The following is a 16,289-nucleotide window of genomic DNA, read 5'->3' as shown; positions in this document are numbered from 1 at the left end:
TTGCCCGTTATGTGCCGTACGCGACTGATTATGTGCCGGTGCTTGTCTGTTATGTGCGGTACAGGCCTGAATATGAGCCGGGACTCGCCCGTTATGTGCCGTACAATCCTGAATATGTGCCGGTGCTCGCCCGTTATGTGAGGTACAGGACTAATTATGTGCTTTGCTCGCTCGTTATGTGCCATACAGGCCTGAATATGTGTCTGGGTTCGCCCGTTATGTACCGTAAAGGACTGAATATGTGCCTGGGCTCGTCTGTTATGTGCGGTACAGGCCTGAATATGAGCCGGGACTTGCCCGTTATGTGCCATATGGCCAGAATATGTGCCGGTGCTCGTCTGTTATGTGCGTTACTGGCCTGATTATGTGCCGGGTGCTTGCCTGTTATGTGCCGTACGCGACTGATTATGTGCCGGTGCTTGTCTGTTATGTGCCATACAGGACAGAATAGTGCCTAGGCTCGCCCGTTATGTGGGGTACAGGACTGAATAAGTGCCTGGGCTCGCCCGTTATGTGCCGTACTTGCGCAGTTATGTGCCATTAAGCACTATTAATGTGCCGCTACTCAACCGTGCTTAGGTCTAAAATATATTCTTGATTTGTTCGCACCTGAAAATTGTAGATTCATTGAAATTAAAAGCCTATGAGCAATTTTTCGTGATTTAATCCCTAAAAACTCCCTGCATTCCTTATTCGTAATCGTCGGTTTAATCAATAACAAATAATCTAAGATCGCCTGCTTATGAGCATCACGGGAAGTAGCTTTACAATAAGGGCACTCCCACCTCTGATTCACTCTCTCCATCCCAAACTTTTTACATTGAGGACATTGTATTCCTTTAACGATGTCAGCACTGGAATATTGATATGTTTTCTGCGGATCCACAGAAAGAGGATTATGGCAAGTCAATATGCGTGATGTTAATTTTTGAACGGCTATTTCCTGTATGAAATTTTTTTGATATTTATAGGATAGTTCCTGAATTTTTTCTTCAAGAGCATGAGCATGAAGAATGTAATCTTTATATTTCGGACCAGATCTTGGGTCTATATACGTTCGGGAGTCTCCTATTACCACCAAATATTCTATAGGAACATCAAGCTTTAGATCCATCCATTTTACAAACTGTCGGCTTTGTCTCTTTACTTGTTCCAGGGGATCCTCCATGACTTGTTCTTCTCCATTTTCATTTATCCAAACTAATTGTTTATAGCCTTCGTCAAAGAAAAGTTTCCCGCTGATGTTTTTCACCTCGATTAGAAGAATGAATTTTTGAGAGATTAGCAGAGTATCAATTTGAAATGCTTTATTATTGAGGAATAAGCGGAGACCTCGGAAAAAGTAGAATTGATTAGGGGGCAGAAACTCGAGGTAATAGTCGATTTGTTTTTCACCTTCAACACCTTTCTTTCTTCTGTTGTATTCTTCTCTTAGTTCTTTATGAATCCTATGATTTGGGTTGAGCCTCCTAAATAAAGCCTCGATAATTAAAATTTGGATCGGAATAGATCGAGATAATAAAACCAAAAGCATCACTCCTAATTATTTTTTAATTTATTTCCATAATTGAGAGACAAAATCCTTTAATTTTCTTTAAAGAAATGTTCCGACCGACAGGGAACTGCCCATAAACGCAGTTCGGTAGCACATAAACGCAGGGTGGTAACACATAAACGCGTGGTGGTGGCACATAAAAGCGTGGTGGTGGCAAATAAACATCAGGAGGTGGCACATAAACGCGGGGTGGTAACACATAAACGCGTGGTGGTGGCACATAAACATCGGGAGGTTGCCTATAAACGACGGGGAATGGCACATAAACGTGGGGAACGGCCCATAGACGTCGGTCGGTGGCCCATAAACGCCAGTCGGTGGCACAAAAGCATCCGTCGGTGGCACATATCCGTCACGGAACGGCCCATAACGCCGGACGGTGGCACATAAACGACACGGAACGGTCCATAAACGCGGGGTGGTGGCCCATAGACGTCGGTCGGTGGCCCATAAACGCCAGTCGGTAGCACAAAAGCATCCGTCGGTGGCACATATCCGTCACGGAACGGCCCATAACGCCGGACGGTGGCCCATAAACGACACGGAACGGTCCATAAACGTGGGGTGGTGGCCCATAAACGTCGGTCGGTGGCCCATAAACGTCAGTCGGTGGCACATAAAAGTCGGGAAACGGCCCATAAACGCCGAGGAACGGCACATAAACACCGGGCGATGGCACATAACCATCGAGGAACGGCACATAAATGTCAGGAACGGCCCATAAACGCCGAGGAACGGCACATAAACACCGGTCGATGGCACATAACCTGCGAGGAACAGCCCATAAACATCGGTCGACGGCCCATAACCCCCGAGGGACGACCCATAAACCTCAATAAACGGCACATACATCACCGAGCCGCACCGCGATACACGCAACTATATGATAAATGCGCCAATCCCTCCCCACATCCGCCATTCTTGCTATAAAACTTTAGAAGGATAAAATATCGCTGCAACAATAGGTTTAAAGAACTGAAATTTAAACAATCTAGTCCATTAGTTGTGATTTCAGTAAAAAGTTGGTTAATTTTAACTCGAACCCTTCTTTATTCTGTATAATAGCCGCGTGCATCATGTCGATTTATATCTTTATTGAATCAAAAGAATTAGGAGAACCTATTATCTGAAGAAGGAAGGGAAAAGTATGAAGTCATCACGTTCTGCAGGTTTAAAGCTTATTTTATCTTTTGTTTTAGCAGTTAGCTTGTTTGCTCCATTTGTGTCAAAAGCTGAAACCACAGATGCCATTACAGTTGCAGAAGCCATCGCCAATAATACGGGGACTGCTGCAGTAGAAGGGTATATTGTGGGGCACACAACGGGTACCAACTCTTATGATCGAGAGGCTCCATTTGGCAATGACTACAACCTTGCGATTGCAGATTCTCCAACTGAAACGGACTCTTCAAAAATTTTACCTGTTCAATTATCATCTCAGTTCAGAGCAGAATTTGGCCTGCAAACCAATCCAGATATAATCGGGAGAAAAATTCAAGTAACCGGAAGCTTAGAAGATTATTTCTCAGTTCCAGGTTTAAAAAATCCTACCGCTATTACTTTTGTAGAAGGTGAGCCCAATCCTGGAGATCCTCAAACCCTAACAATTGCTGAAGCGAAGAGCCAAATTGGCCAAACCGTGACAATCCAAGGAGTTGTGACAGCTGATAATGCAGCAATTGGCGGAGGAAGGCTTTCTACATACATGCAGGATGAAACGGGCGGAATCAATATTTTTGCTTTTGACCCGAGTGCCTATCCTGCTCTTAAAGCTGGGGATCTTGTAAAAGTAACTGGAGCCATCACGACTTACAACCAATTAACTGAAATTGTACCGGAAGCTGACGGGATTCAAGTTCTTGCTGAAAATCAGCCGCTTCCAAATCCGCAAGTGATTACTCTTGCAGATTTTATGAATGAAGCAACTGCTGAGCCCCTCGAAGGAACTCTTGTTCAAGTCGAAGGGTACGTTCAATCTGTTCCAAGCAGTCCGGCTGGCGGCGGATACAATGTAACAATTGTAGATGAAGAGTTTAATGGAACCACTCTTCGGGTTATGGAAGGAACAAACGCAATTTCATCAATTGAAGCTGGTAAATGGTATTCTTTTACCGGAATCATGAGTCAGTATAATTCGTACCAGCTGCTTCCGCGTTCAAGTGCAGACATAACACTTTTAGAAAATCAGCCGCCTGCACCAGATCCTTCGGGAGAATATGAAGCAGTGGTTTCCCGAGTAGTAGATGGTGATACCATTAACATTCAGTCACCAGTCCTAGGTACAACCAGTGTTCGTTTTGTCAATATCGATACACCGGAAACCTACCATACCCCACAGAATGAATTAGATCAGAGCCAGTTAGATCACGGTATCGCAGCTAAAAATTATATGAGTACCCTTCTTCAGCCAGGGGATCAGATTATTATTAAAGTCGGTGAGGAACCGCTCGATGACTACGGACGCTTACTAGCACAGGTCATCCGTAAAGAGGATAATCTTAATACGAACTTGGAAATGGTTCAAAAAGGATATGCAGTCACTTACTTTATCTGGCCAGTTGGTGATATGGCTGAGTATGAAATGTATCAGACGGCTGTGAGAGAAGCTAATGCAGCAGGCCTTGGAATCTGGAATCCAGAAGACCCGCTATTGGAATTGCCGTTTATGTTCAGAGCACGTGAACAAGGCGGCGGTCTCGATAAACCAGTTGGCCACTCTGACACAAAGGAATATGTAGCACCAGAACTATGGGAAAGTGTCCCTGTTGATAAACGAATTTTCTTCTGGTCAGAAGAGGAGGCACAAGCTGCCGGTTTCACACCAGCGGACGGAACAGCTCCAGATGAGCCGACAATAACCACGATTGCTGAAGCCCGACAATTAGGGGACGGTGAAAATGTTACAGTAGAAGGGATTGTTACTACAGTTCCCGGCAGCTGGGGTTCAAAAGGATTTTACGTGCAAGATGAAACAGGCGGGATTTACGTTTATCAATCTCACGCAGGGATCTCTCAAGGGGACCGGGTAAGGATTGACGGTACACTTGGTGCATTTAATGGTGAAAAACAGCTAACTAACCCAACGGTTGAAGTTCTTGCATCCAATCAGCCTATCCCTGAAGCTATAACCATTTCACCTGCTGGAGTTAATCAGGACGTACAAGGTGAGTTAATTAAACTCGAGGGAGTTACCGTAACAAATATTGAAGAACAAAGCTATGGTACAGTTGAATTCGTAGCTGTAAAAGGGGATGAAACAGTCCTAGTTCGCATCGATAATCGTACAGGATACGATTATGCCGGGTTCACCGCAGATTTTAAAGAAGGAGACGTTATTAACGTTACCGGGATTGCTAGTATATTCAGAGACACCTACCAAGTAAAACCGCGAGGAGAAGCAGACCTGGAATTGGCAGAGGTCAATGAATCCATTGGGGCATTTGCCTTTAAAACGGAAGCCGGAAATGGGAGAAAGACTAAATTAATTCTATCTGGTCAAGAGCTTAACGACCTTCGGGCTGGCCAGCTTACCATTCAATTCGATGAAAAAGCTCTTAACTTTTTGGGAGCGGAAAACATAACGGATGGTTTGACAGACCCTGTGATCTCAGAGGAAAAAGGCCGGGTTGAACTTGCCTTTGCAAAGCTCGGAGATACATCACTAGAAGGCAACCAAGATTTGTTTGCCCTAACCTTTGTTCAAAAAGGCAAAGCAGAACAGGCTTGGAATATCCAAGTGAAGGATATTATTCTAGCAGACTCTCAAGGAAATGAAGAGCAACAGACTGGTTTCATCTACTATTTTTCTGGTGAAACTGCAAACCTTTTCGGTGATCTCAATGGTGATGGTCAAGTGTCTTTAGCAGATCTAGCATTACTTACTGCTTATATAGGTACAGAGTCTGAAACAGAAAAAGAAAAAGCAGATCTTAATCAGGATGGCCAGGTTGATGACAAGGATTATGACATTCTGGTAAAAGCAATTTAATATTGGGGAACTAGGTTAAATAAACCTAGTTCTTTTTTTGTGAGTAGTTCAATATTCCTATCAAACTCCATTTTTAGATATTTATTAGGAAATTAAAATAAGGGATTTATATGAGACTATTTTTTTAGTAAATATGGGATATTACCATAAATAGGATAAAAGAAACATCCTTTTTTGTCGAATACATACGTGTTACAGTAATAATGTCGAATTCATAGGTAATTTCTACCTGGTACACGTGTTTAAAAACACGACTTTTGGTCTGTTACTGTGAAAAAAGACTTATGATAGTTTTAAAGAGTAATAGTCTTACTTTTCAGAAAAGGGAGGAATAGGGATTTGAAAGCAAAAAGAAGTCTACTTATAGCAATTATTTCACTCCTATGCTTTTCATCGGTTGCATTTGGTGCTTCTGTACCACAAAAGACAGCACCGCAGAATGTAATGCCTAACGCACAGCAGCCTGTTAAAGCAAGTCCGGACGAGCTATTTAGTCCTGACGAAGAAGTGCGTGTCATTGTAGAGCTGGAGCAAGAACCAGCTATTACGGTAGCGCAAAAAAAAGGTAAACAGTACAAAGATCTTTCTAAAGCAGAAAAAGTACAATTAAAAGCAGAAAGAAAAGCAGCTCAGAAGGCTGTAAAAGAAGCAGCAAAAGCAAAGAAAATTGAATTAAAAGAACATGTCAGCTTTACAACGGTAGCTAACGGTTTCAGTGCTGACGTTAAATATGGCCAAATTGAAGAATTGGCTGCAGTTGACGGTGTTAAAGAAGTATACATATCCACTGAATACACTCGTCCAGAAGAAGAGCCTGACATGATTTATAGCAAGGAACTTGTGCAAGCTCAAACAGCTTGGCGTGATTATGGATATAAAGGGGAAGGGATGGTTGTTGGTGTTATTGACACTGGAGTTGACCCTTCTCATAAGGACTTCGTTTTAAGTGACCCTCAGAAAGCAGAACTTACTGAAGATGAGGTTGCTAGTTTAACAGCTGAGAACGGCCTGCCGGGACAATTTTATACAGATAAGGTCCCATATGGGTATAACTATATGGATGGAAATTCTGAGATCAGAGACCTTGCTGGTCCAGATGCTTCCATGCACGGAATGCACGTTGCAGGAACCGTTGCTGCTAACGGTGATGAGGAAAATGAAGGAATCAAAGGTATTGCTCCTGAAGCACAAGTGCTAGCTCTTAAAGTGTTCTCCAACGATCCAAATATGGGTTCCACATGGGGAGATATTTACATCAAAGCAATTGATGATGCCATTGTATTAGGTGCTGATGTTTTGAACATGAGTTTAGGATCAACTGCAGGATTTGTAGATGCGAATAATCCTGAACAACAAGCAGTAGCACGTGCTGTAGAAAATGGAGTGTTAATGGCGATTTCTGCAGGGAACTCAGCCCACCTTGGAAATGGATTTAGAAATCCGTTGGCATCTAACCCTGACTACGGAGTTGTAGGTTCACCAGGTATTTCATATGATTCATTGCAAGTTGCATCTTTTGAAAATAGTTATATGGATCTGGATGCAATTACTTATACATTTGGTGATACTGCAGGCAAGGCGCCATTCTTATCTGCTTCTTCTGTTCATCCGATTGATGTAGAGCCTAAGACATTTGAAATTGCGTATGGGGGACTAGGCAAACCTGAACAATTAACAAACGTAGCAGGTAAATACGCATTAATTCAACGCGGTGAGCTTGCATTTGTTGATAAAGCATTGAACGCTCAAGCAGCAGGTGCTGTAGGAGTTATCATTTACAATAATACGGACGGATATGTAAATATGGCGTCTGATCCAGCTATCACAATTCCACAGTTATTCATGCTAAAAGCTGATGGGGACAAAATAGCTGCAGCTCTTCAAGCAGGGGAGACTGTAACGATCTCTTTTGAGGGCGATAAAATAAAAGCAACGAACCCTGAAGCTGGAAAAATGAGTGCATTCTCGTCTTGGGGAGTTACGCCTAACCTAGACTTTAAGCCAGAAATTACAGCTCCAGGCGGACAAATTTATTCTACCTTAAATAATGACAAGTACGGAATGATGAGCGGTACATCCATGGCGGCACCGCACGTAGCTGGTGGAGGAGCTCTTGTTTTACAACGTGTTGATGAAGAATTTGGTTATGAAGGCTTTGACCGTGTGTTAATGGCGAAAAATATATTACTGAATACATCAGCTCCAGTTTTAGATAAAGGAACTGTTCCTCAAGCATTTGGCTGGAATGTGCCTTATTCTCCGCGTCGCCAGGGGGCTGGGTTAATGCAGCTTCATTCAGCGCTATCCACTCCTGTTGTCGTAACTGAGAAAAAAACAGGTGAGGCAAAGGTTGCGCTTAAAGAAGTAGGAGATCAATTTACATTTACACTTGAAGCCAGGAACTATGGCAACGAAACAGCAGTTTATAATGTAGCTGCAAGTCTGCAAACTGATTTTGCAGCATATGGAGAGCTCGGCTGGAATGTAAATGAACTGCAAGCACAGCCAATCTTAAACGCTGCGATTCTTGTAAATGATAGCGAAGAAACCACTGTTACATTAAAACCAGGTCAGAAGAAGACTGTGACAGTAACCGTTGATCTTTCTAATGCTCAGGTTGTAGACCCATCGCAAACGGGCAGCTGGTCAACACCAATAGATATTGAAGAAGTATTTGAGAACGGCTATTGGGTGGAAGGTTACGTCACTTTCACAGATGGTTCTGAAACGAATCCGACTTTAAGTGTTCCGTATGTTGGCTTTAATGGTGATTGGAATGAAGCACCAATCTTTGATGGCACAATCTACGATCAAGCATCATTCTATGGTGCTGCTGGTTTGGTAGATAACGCTGGATATTACCTAGGGTACAATCCAATAACCGATGAATATCATAAAGAATTAGTTGCCATTTCTCCAAATGGTGACGGTGTCCAAGATAGTGTCATACCAGTATTCTCATTATTGCGAAATGCTGGTCAAATCACCTTTAGCATTTTAGACGAAAATGGCAAGGAAATAAGAACACTTCGCACAGAGAACGATCTTCGCAAGCATTATTATGACGGCGGCCTTGGAGCTTACTATTCATTCCTTCCTACTAGAGTGTGGGATGGCATGATTAACGGTGCATTAGCAGAAGACGGATTGTATTACTACGAAATGGAAGCTGTTCTTGATTATCCTGGGGCAGAACCGCAAACACTTGTATTACCAGTAAAAGTGGATACAGTTGCACCAACTGCTGAAGCTGCTCTTAGTGAAGATGGAACCAAAGTAACCATTTCAGCTAGTGACAATGAAGGCGGATCTGGACTCGCTTATCTGGATGTATATGTAGATGGAGAATCAGTGCTTGAAAACCTTTTAGCACCTTCAACAACAGAATTTGTACTGCCAGAGGGAATTAGTCCTGAAAGTGAAATCGCAGTTGTTGCCGTAGATTATGCTGGTAACAGCAGTTCCGATTCAACTAAAGATGACCAGACATCTGAAGAAGGATCCGGAGAAGGATCAAATGAAGAGGGAGATAGTTCTGAGCAAGATTCGACAGTCCCTTATGTGAATTTAGTAAATCCAGAAGCATTTACTATTTTTAACTCAAGCGAAGTGGAGCTTTCTGGTACAATCAACGAGCCATCTGGCTTAAAAGAGTTCACAATTGCGGGACATGCGGTTGAGACAACATTTAACGAAGAAACAAACCTTTATGAATTTAATACCTCCATTCAATTAGAGGATGGGGTTCACCACTTAGATGTAAAAGCTGTTGATAACGAAGACAATGTAATCGCATTTAAACGAATGATTTTTGTTGATACAACTGCTCCTGTAATTGAGGTAAGCGGAATACCGCAAAATGGCAAAGTTAAGCAAAATGTTAAAACCATTAAAGTGGATGTTAAAGTAGCCGACAATTTTGATGAAATCCGTCTGTATCAAAACGGCAGCGAAATTTATTTCCATGAAGGCTTGACACAAGCTTACGAAATGAGAAGCTTCGAACATGTTATTGAGGACTTAGTTCTTCAATTGCAAGAAGGCGAAAATGTCTTTACATTCGAAGCGACTGACCTTGCTGGAAACACAACCACTCATACAGTTAAAGTTGTAAAAGAAACTAAAAAGTAATAAAGTGTTTTTCTGTCAATCTCCTGAGGGAGGTTGACCTTTTTTTTGTCAAAGTGCAGCCGACACTACTGTTACGCATTTACGCAATAAATAATGTCGAATTTAAAAATTGCCGGGGAAATATTTGTAGAAATGTTGCAGGAATTTGCATAAGTGTCGAAGAAATGGAAGATAGGAATCTTTACTTTGTTAATCTACTGTTACATATGATTAAATAAAGGAGTGGGTTGGATTGGAACTTATTGAATTAATTCTTTTAATTGTATCCGTAATCACACTCTCATCCATTTCAGAATGGTATCTAAAAAAGAGATTTCAAATAGTAAGCAGAGATCCTTATTTTTATAAACCGATCAATAAGCTGCAAAGGTATGGGGAATTCAGTATTCACCTTGTTTTTTGGATCGCATTATTAGCGGTAATGGCCAGGGAAAGTGAGATTATATTTCAGATTTGGATATTTAGTTATTTATTAATTGGTTGTGGATTTAGGTTCTTAATGCAACGTAAATTTGAACGTAAACAAAGACATTATATCCTAACAATCAACTCATTTATCTGGATTGTTTTATTTATCACTTTATCTTTATATATGTCTGGAAACTAACGCAAAAGGAGGCACCTTCATTATGAAATTCGGTGCAATTGAAGCTGGCGGTACCAAATTTGTGTGTGCAGTAGGAGATGAAATCGGAAATATCGTAGAAAAAACAATGTTTCCCACAACTACTCCTGAAGAAACTTTCTCAAAGGTTTATGAGTTTTTTAATAATAAAGAAATTGACTCTCTGGGAATTGGCTCATTTGGACCGATTGATATTGATCCTCACAGCAAGAAGTACGGCTTTATCACAAGTACGCCAAAACCGGGGTGGAGTCAGGTTGATTTTGTCGGAACGATGAGACAGAAGCTGAATGTACCCGTCGGCTTTGATACAGATGTCAACGCAGCTGCACTTGGCGAGGTGCAGTGGGGTGCAGCTAAAGGGCTTGATAGCTGTTTGTATATGACAGTTGGAACTGGCATTGGGGTAGGTGCGATTGTAGACGGAAAAACACTTAAGGGATTTACTCACCCAGAAATGGGGCATATTCTTGTCCGTAAAAATGAAGCGGACAAGTTTCAAGGTGTTTGTCCTTACCACGGCGATTGCTTAGAAGGTGTAGCATCCGGTCCAGCCATTGAAGCAAGATGGGGTAAAAAGGGACAAGAGTTGGCAAATGACCCGGAAGTGTGGGAACTTGAAGCGGATTATTTGGCACAGGCTCTAATGGCCTACACGCTTATCCTATCTCCACATAGAATAGTGGTTGGGGGAGGAGTTATGAAACAAACGCAGCTGTTCCCATTAATCCGCAAAAAGGTCGCCGAAAAATTAAATGGATATGTCCAGCATCCTAACATTCTTGAAAATATAGAAGAGTGGATCGTTCCTCCAGGTTTAGGAGATGAAGCGGGAGTAAAGGGAGCGCTAGCTTTAGCAGCTAAAAGCGTAAGAGGAGAGCTATAGGATATAAAAAGAGAGCCTAGTGGCGAAACTAAGCTCCGGTAAAAAATTTTATAAAAGAAAGATAAAAGCTAAAAATCTGAGGTCAGTCAAACCGCAACCGAACGATTTAACCAGAGTTCGATGAGGCTGTGCTGTTTCTTGATAAAGCGCAGAATCCGCTTTGGACAGCTTTGGTCGTCTAGAGGGGATAACGTTTTGGGATCAAGGTATACAATTCGGACGCAGTCTTCTTTACCGTCCCATATATGAATTTGTATACCCTTTGGTTTTTTTAATACATGTTTAAAGATGTATTTCTCCATTGGCTACTCCTCCTTTTCCGCATCTTTGATGAACTCCCTTTCTATATAATGGAAAAACCCCCATCAGTTCTATCATATTATGAGATTCTCATCGATATGACTATAAAACAATGAGTTAACTACTCTATTTTGTAAGTCAGTTTGTGGTAAAATATAGCTGGAATCAGAAAATTTCGGAACGCTAAATAAAAGGATGGACGTCTTGTGAGACTCAAACCGTTTTTGCTCACCTTGTGTATTGCAGTTGCCGCCGGTTTTATTTTTAATCAAGCAGGAATGTTTTTACCGTGGATGTTAGGTCCACTTTTTTCATTGGCTTTTATTAAATTCTGGTACAAAGGGTCATTGTACTGGCCCATCTCATTCAGAAATTTCGGTTTGATCATTTTGGGGGTTCAGCTGGGCAGCTCTTTTACAAAAGAGGCAGCTCTGCTGATGGTTACGCAGCTGCCGATTATGCTCGTAACCACCGTATTAATTATCGGCTTTTCGGTTACAACGGCTTTTGTCTTAAAAAGATGGACCGATTTATCTTATAGTACCGTCTTATTAGGAAGCTTTCCTGGTGGTCTGTCACAAATGGTCTTATTGGGAGAAGAAACAAAGGATGCGGATGAAGCAGTTATAGCCTTTATGCAGACGTTCCGGGTGATGATGGTCATTACGATTGTGCCTTGGCTCATTTTCCATGTAGTGGCGAAGGGTCAAGAAGTACCGGTTGCAGCTGGTACTGATATAAATGCTCAATTTTTGCCCGATATTGATCCAATTGCGCTAATCTGGCTTATTGCAGGATTGCCTGTTTTAATATGGGCCGCTAAAAAAATCAGCTTTCCGATTCCATACTTATTAATGCCCTTGCTTTTAGTGGGTGTTCTTAATATTGTCGGATTTCAGCCTCCAAGTATGCCCACCATATGGATTGACGGAGCACAGCTTTTATTTGGGACCTATCTGGGTGTGAAAATGAAATTTGATAAAGAGCATTTTTCTATCAAAATGCTATCTATTTGTTTTGTTTTAAACCTGCTGTTAATCGGTTTTTGTATCTTGCTCGCAGAAGGATTGTACGCACTCTTCCAATTGCCGTTTAATGAAATGTTTCTCAGCACAGCACCGGGCGGAATTGCTGAAATGGCAGTAACGGCTATTGCGGTTGAGGCAGACATATCAACTGTAACAAGCTTTCATTTATTTAGAATCTTTATGATCCTCTTAATCGCAACCCCGCTAATGAAATTTTTGTTTGCAGAAAGAGGTACAATACAACAAGAACAAGAGTCGCCAAAACGAATGCATATATAGGAAGGAAAAATCTGCCTCCTCAGCGAATCTATTTATTGATTCCATGAGGAGGTTTTTTGCATTCTAGATTGTTCCTCTAAGTAAATTCCTATTCTCATAGAAAATAAGGAAAGGGGACATTGGATGAAGAGGTTTTTGAAAAGAAGTTTGGTAAGTTTTGTAACCGCTTTTTTACTTCTGAGTACGGCTTTAAGTACAACAGCAACAGAAGAAACAACGATTGATTACGTAGCTTTAGGGGATTCGATTGCAGCGGGAGTCAATTCTGAGGGAAAATTAGGGTCAGGGTATGCAGATTTTATTAAGGCTGAATTGGACGCAAGAGGAAGTAAGGTAAATTTAAATAAAAGTCTTGCTGTTCCCGGCTATACCTCAGCGCAAGTTTTAGCGGACCTAAGCAAGCCAGAGGTCAAAGAAGCACTCGCTCAGGCGGAGCTCGTCACCCTATCTGCGGGAGCTAATGATATGCTGAAAATTGCAGAAATTGACTTGGCGGCTGGAGAGATCTCGTTTGATCTGAAAGAAGCACAAGATACATTAACGAAGATGGCTGAAAATATCGCCGTCATTGTTGGAACCATTAAAACAATCAACCCGGAAGCAGAGGTCTATATTACAGATTACATCTTCCCATTCCCTCATCTTGAAGGGGAGACTTTTGAGTTGGTGGCAGGAATGATGGAACAAATGAATGGGGCGATTCTCGCAGCTGGGGCATCAGCTGGTGCAAAGCCCGTATCAGTTACAAGTTTGGTGGGATATGAGACAAAAGACTATATGCCAAACCCGCAAAATGTACACCCTAATGAAGATGGATATAAGAAAATGGCAGAAGCGTTCTTTATGGCATACGATGCTCCTTTCTTTGTGGACGTAGAAGGACATTGGGCTGAAGAAGAAATCGTGGCATTGGCCAAGCTACATTTAGTAGATGGAGTGACAGACACAGAATTCAAGCCAGACCAGGCCATTACCAGAGCAGAAGCGGCAGAGTACCTTTATCGGATGATCCCAATGACGATGAACATTCCAGCTAACCCTGGGTTCAGTGATGTTGGGGTAGATCATCCTCACTACATGGCAATAGCTAAACTGGTTGAGGCTGGGGTTTTCAGTAAAGCTGAAAAATTCAACCCAGATGCACCATTAACAAGAGCTCAATTGGCTAAAATTCTAGCTATTGCTTTCCAAGTGAAGGCAGGCGAAAATTGGGCTGTTTTCACAGATGTACGTGAAGGATACTGGGCCAAACCATATATTGATGTCCTTTCATCAAATGGATACGTAAGCGGATATGCAAATGGCCGATTTGGGATTGCCGACAGCACAACTCGTGCACAATATGCAGCTATAGTGTACCGGATTTATTTGGATATGGCGGCACAGTTGCATGATGGTTTATAGCAATAAATGAGGAAAGGCTCCCTCGGTGCAGGGAGCCTTTGTATAGGTTCCGAAGAAACATTTGGAGGTAAATCACGTGCTACCAAGAGTAAAACACGCGCTGCCGAGAGTATATCCTCCACTGCCGGCCAAGCAATTACAGGATTGTAATGACCTTTATGATGATCAACCTGTGCATTTAGAATATTCGGTTTAAAGGTAATATAGAACTGGTATTAGAGGAGGTTCATATGGTAGATCTGCTTTGAACAGTTTAAAATTTTCTAATAAGAAGTAAACTGAAACTAAAGTTTGTCTATTTAGCAAAATTAAAGGTAGTGAATGCCGTGGCCATTTTTCTTACTTATCGCCCTCAGCCGCCATTGTCGGATTTTATCAATCTATTTTGGTTATATCAAGGCTATTATCCGCCTCATGAATTGGAGCGTGTTCTTCCGGATGGCTCGATAGAGTTGATTATCAATCTTGAAAAAGACTTGATTAGGGTATATGATCAACAGAATTATGAACGGTTCCAAAGTTTTCGCGGGAGCTTAATCTCAGGCCCGCATTCAGTTTTTGCTGTGGTCGACACAGCCTGTCAAGCGTCAACAATAGGAGTTCATTTTAAGCCTGGCGGAGCATTTCCATTTCTTAAAATACCGGCAAATGAATTGTGCAATGAACACGTGTCGCTGGATACACTTTGGGGGACAAAAGCTGCAGAATTGCGTGAACAGCTCCTTGAAGCAGAATCGCCGATTGCCAAATTTCAGATTCTTGAACAATCTTTATTGAAGACGATCACTTCACCCTCAAGCCATCACCCCGCTGTTGTCTTCGCACTAAAGCATTTTCAGGCTTGCCCTCATCAATGGAAAATGGCAGATGTGACTGAACAAATCGGCATAAGTTCAAGGCGATTTATTCAGGTGTTCAAGGAAGAAGTCGGATTGACGCCGAAACAATTTTGCCGTATCCAGCGTTTTCAGAATGTGCTTCGGGTCATTAAAGGGAGAGAGCAAGTTGATTGGACAGATATGGCTTTATCATGCGGTTATTATGACCAGGCCCATTTTATCCGCGATTTTCGGTCCTTTTCCGGCCTTAGTCCCACAGCCTACCACTCTCAGCTAGTAAAACATCATAATCACGTTCCGTTTGGATAATAGGGTCATTTTTTTACAATACAACCATCCCAATGTCTCTTAGAATAAAGTTGATGCAAAAGTTCCAGTATTGTCCAGATTCTTTTGGAATGAACGCATCCAAATCTAAATTTTCATGGGAGGAATGTTTGATGACATCCGAAACAAAATCGATTCCGAATGGCCATCACACTGTAACGCCGTACTTGATTATCAAGGGGGCAGCTGAGGCGATAGCATTTTACCAAAAGGCATTTGGAGCTGCTGAATTGATGCGGATAACGGACGACAGCGGAAAGGTTCGGCATGCGGAAATTAAGATTGGGGATTCGCCAATCATGCTCGTTGACGAGTTTCCGGAATACCCACTTATGCGCAGCCCGCAGTCTCTTGGAGGAACTGCAATGCATATTTATCTTTATGTTGAAGACGCAGATGCACTTTTTGCACAAGCTATTGAAGCAGGTGCAAAGGAATTGATGCCTGTCGAAAATCAGTCTGATGGTGATAGGCGCGGAGGAGTAATGGACCCTTTTGGACACATTTGGTGGGTCGCAACACACATAAAGGACGTGCCGCTTGAGGAAATGCAATAGCATCATGTCGCTGATCTATTCAATAGATGGGATTCCGATGGTTTAAAACCTAGGCACTTTCAGTGTGAAAACGACTAAATTGTCGAAGTAATACTTACAAAAACCAGCTAATATCTGATCAGTTATTAGCTGGTTTTTTGCGATTCGATCAAAATCATATAGAATACTTTCATTCTGTTTGGACTTTGATAAATGAGGTTTTGCGGATAGAATGCTCGATTTAAGGTTTATATGATGAAAGTAGGGCTTGTCAAGAAAAGTGTGTAAGTTATTCTAGATATTTCTTCACACGTTTCTTCAGGTGGTCGTGAACTAATAGTTGATTCATGATCATGGCCCATTGTTGGATGTGTCCACCTTCCCATTTCTT

Annotated in this window: 10 protein-coding genes; 8 read left to right on the top strand and 2 right to left on the bottom strand. The window is 42.0% G+C overall.

Translation table 11 applies throughout. From position 1 onward, the window contains the following. Window positions 1-565 precede the first annotated feature (565 nt). A complete protein-coding gene (locus MLE14_RS05230; RefSeq protein ID WP_243297296.1) occupies window positions 566-1,528 on the bottom strand; it encodes a nuclease-related domain-containing protein in 963 nt (320 codons plus the stop codon). A 1,174-nt stretch (window positions 1,529-2,702) separates the two neighbouring features. Here MLE14_RS05230 and MLE14_RS05225 point away from each other — a divergent pair. The 4 genes from MLE14_RS05225 (at window position 2,703) to MLE14_RS05210 (ending at window position 11,185) form a co-directional block, all read left to right on the top strand. Further along, the gene (locus MLE14_RS05225; RefSeq protein ID WP_243297295.1) at window positions 2,703-5,543 is read left to right on the top strand and encodes a DUF6359 domain-containing protein; all 2,841 of its coding nucleotides are present in this window, start codon (window positions 2,703-2,705) and stop codon (window positions 5,541-5,543) included. A 339-nt stretch (window positions 5,544-5,882) separates the two neighbouring features. Continuing rightward, window positions 5,883-9,674 (top strand): S8 family serine peptidase, encoded by a 3,792-nt coding sequence (locus MLE14_RS05220; protein WP_243297294.1) that lies wholly within the window; start codon window positions 5,883-5,885, stop codon window positions 9,672-9,674. 232 nt (window positions 9,675-9,906) lie between these two features. After that, complete coding sequence (locus MLE14_RS05215; protein WP_243297293.1) at window positions 9,907-10,281, top strand: DUF4181 domain-containing protein; 375 nt, start codon at window positions 9,907-9,909, stop codon at window positions 10,279-10,281. 22 nt (window positions 10,282-10,303) lie between these two features. After that, entirely contained in the window at window positions 10,304-11,185 is an 882-nt protein-coding gene (locus tag MLE14_RS05210) for an ROK family protein (RefSeq protein WP_243297292.1), read from the top strand. 86 nt (window positions 11,186-11,271) lie between these two features. On the opposite strand, the gene MLE14_RS05205 is transcribed toward MLE14_RS05210, so the two are convergent. Beyond that, window positions 11,272-11,487, bottom strand: a complete 216-nt coding sequence (locus tag MLE14_RS05205) for a hypothetical protein (protein ID WP_243297291.1) — start codon at window positions 11,485-11,487, stop codon at window positions 11,272-11,274. Window positions 11,488-11,691: 204 nt separating this feature from the next. Between MLE14_RS05205 and MLE14_RS05200 the strand changes: the two genes are divergently transcribed. From MLE14_RS05200 to MLE14_RS05185, 4 genes are all read left to right on the top strand, one after another. Continuing rightward, complete coding sequence (locus tag MLE14_RS05200; protein ID WP_243297290.1) at window positions 11,692-12,792, top strand: AbrB family transcriptional regulator; 1,101 nt, start codon at window positions 11,692-11,694, stop codon at window positions 12,790-12,792. Between the two features lie 123 nt (window positions 12,793-12,915). Then, complete coding sequence (locus MLE14_RS05195) at window positions 12,916-14,196, top strand: S-layer homology domain-containing protein (protein ID WP_243297289.1); 1,281 nt, start codon at window positions 12,916-12,918, stop codon at window positions 14,194-14,196. A 326-nt stretch (window positions 14,197-14,522) separates the two neighbouring features. Then, on the top strand, window positions 14,523-15,344 hold the full coding sequence (locus MLE14_RS05190) for a helix-turn-helix domain-containing protein (RefSeq protein ID WP_243297288.1): 822 nt from the start codon (window positions 14,523-14,525) through the stop codon (window positions 15,342-15,344). Between the two features lie 131 nt (window positions 15,345-15,475). Further along, window positions 15,476-15,919: a VOC family protein gene (locus tag MLE14_RS05185; RefSeq protein WP_243297287.1), complete on the top strand. Its 444-nt coding sequence runs from the start codon at window positions 15,476-15,478 to the stop codon at window positions 15,917-15,919. Window positions 15,920-16,289 lie beyond the last annotated feature (370 nt).

The sequence above is a fragment of the Bacillus litorisediminis genome (assembly GCF_022808645.1).
GTDB classification, from domain to species: Bacteria; Bacillota; Bacilli; order Bacillales; family JC228; genus Bacillus_BF; species Bacillus_BF litorisediminis.
This window is presented reverse-complemented; position numbering and strand designations above follow the sequence as displayed.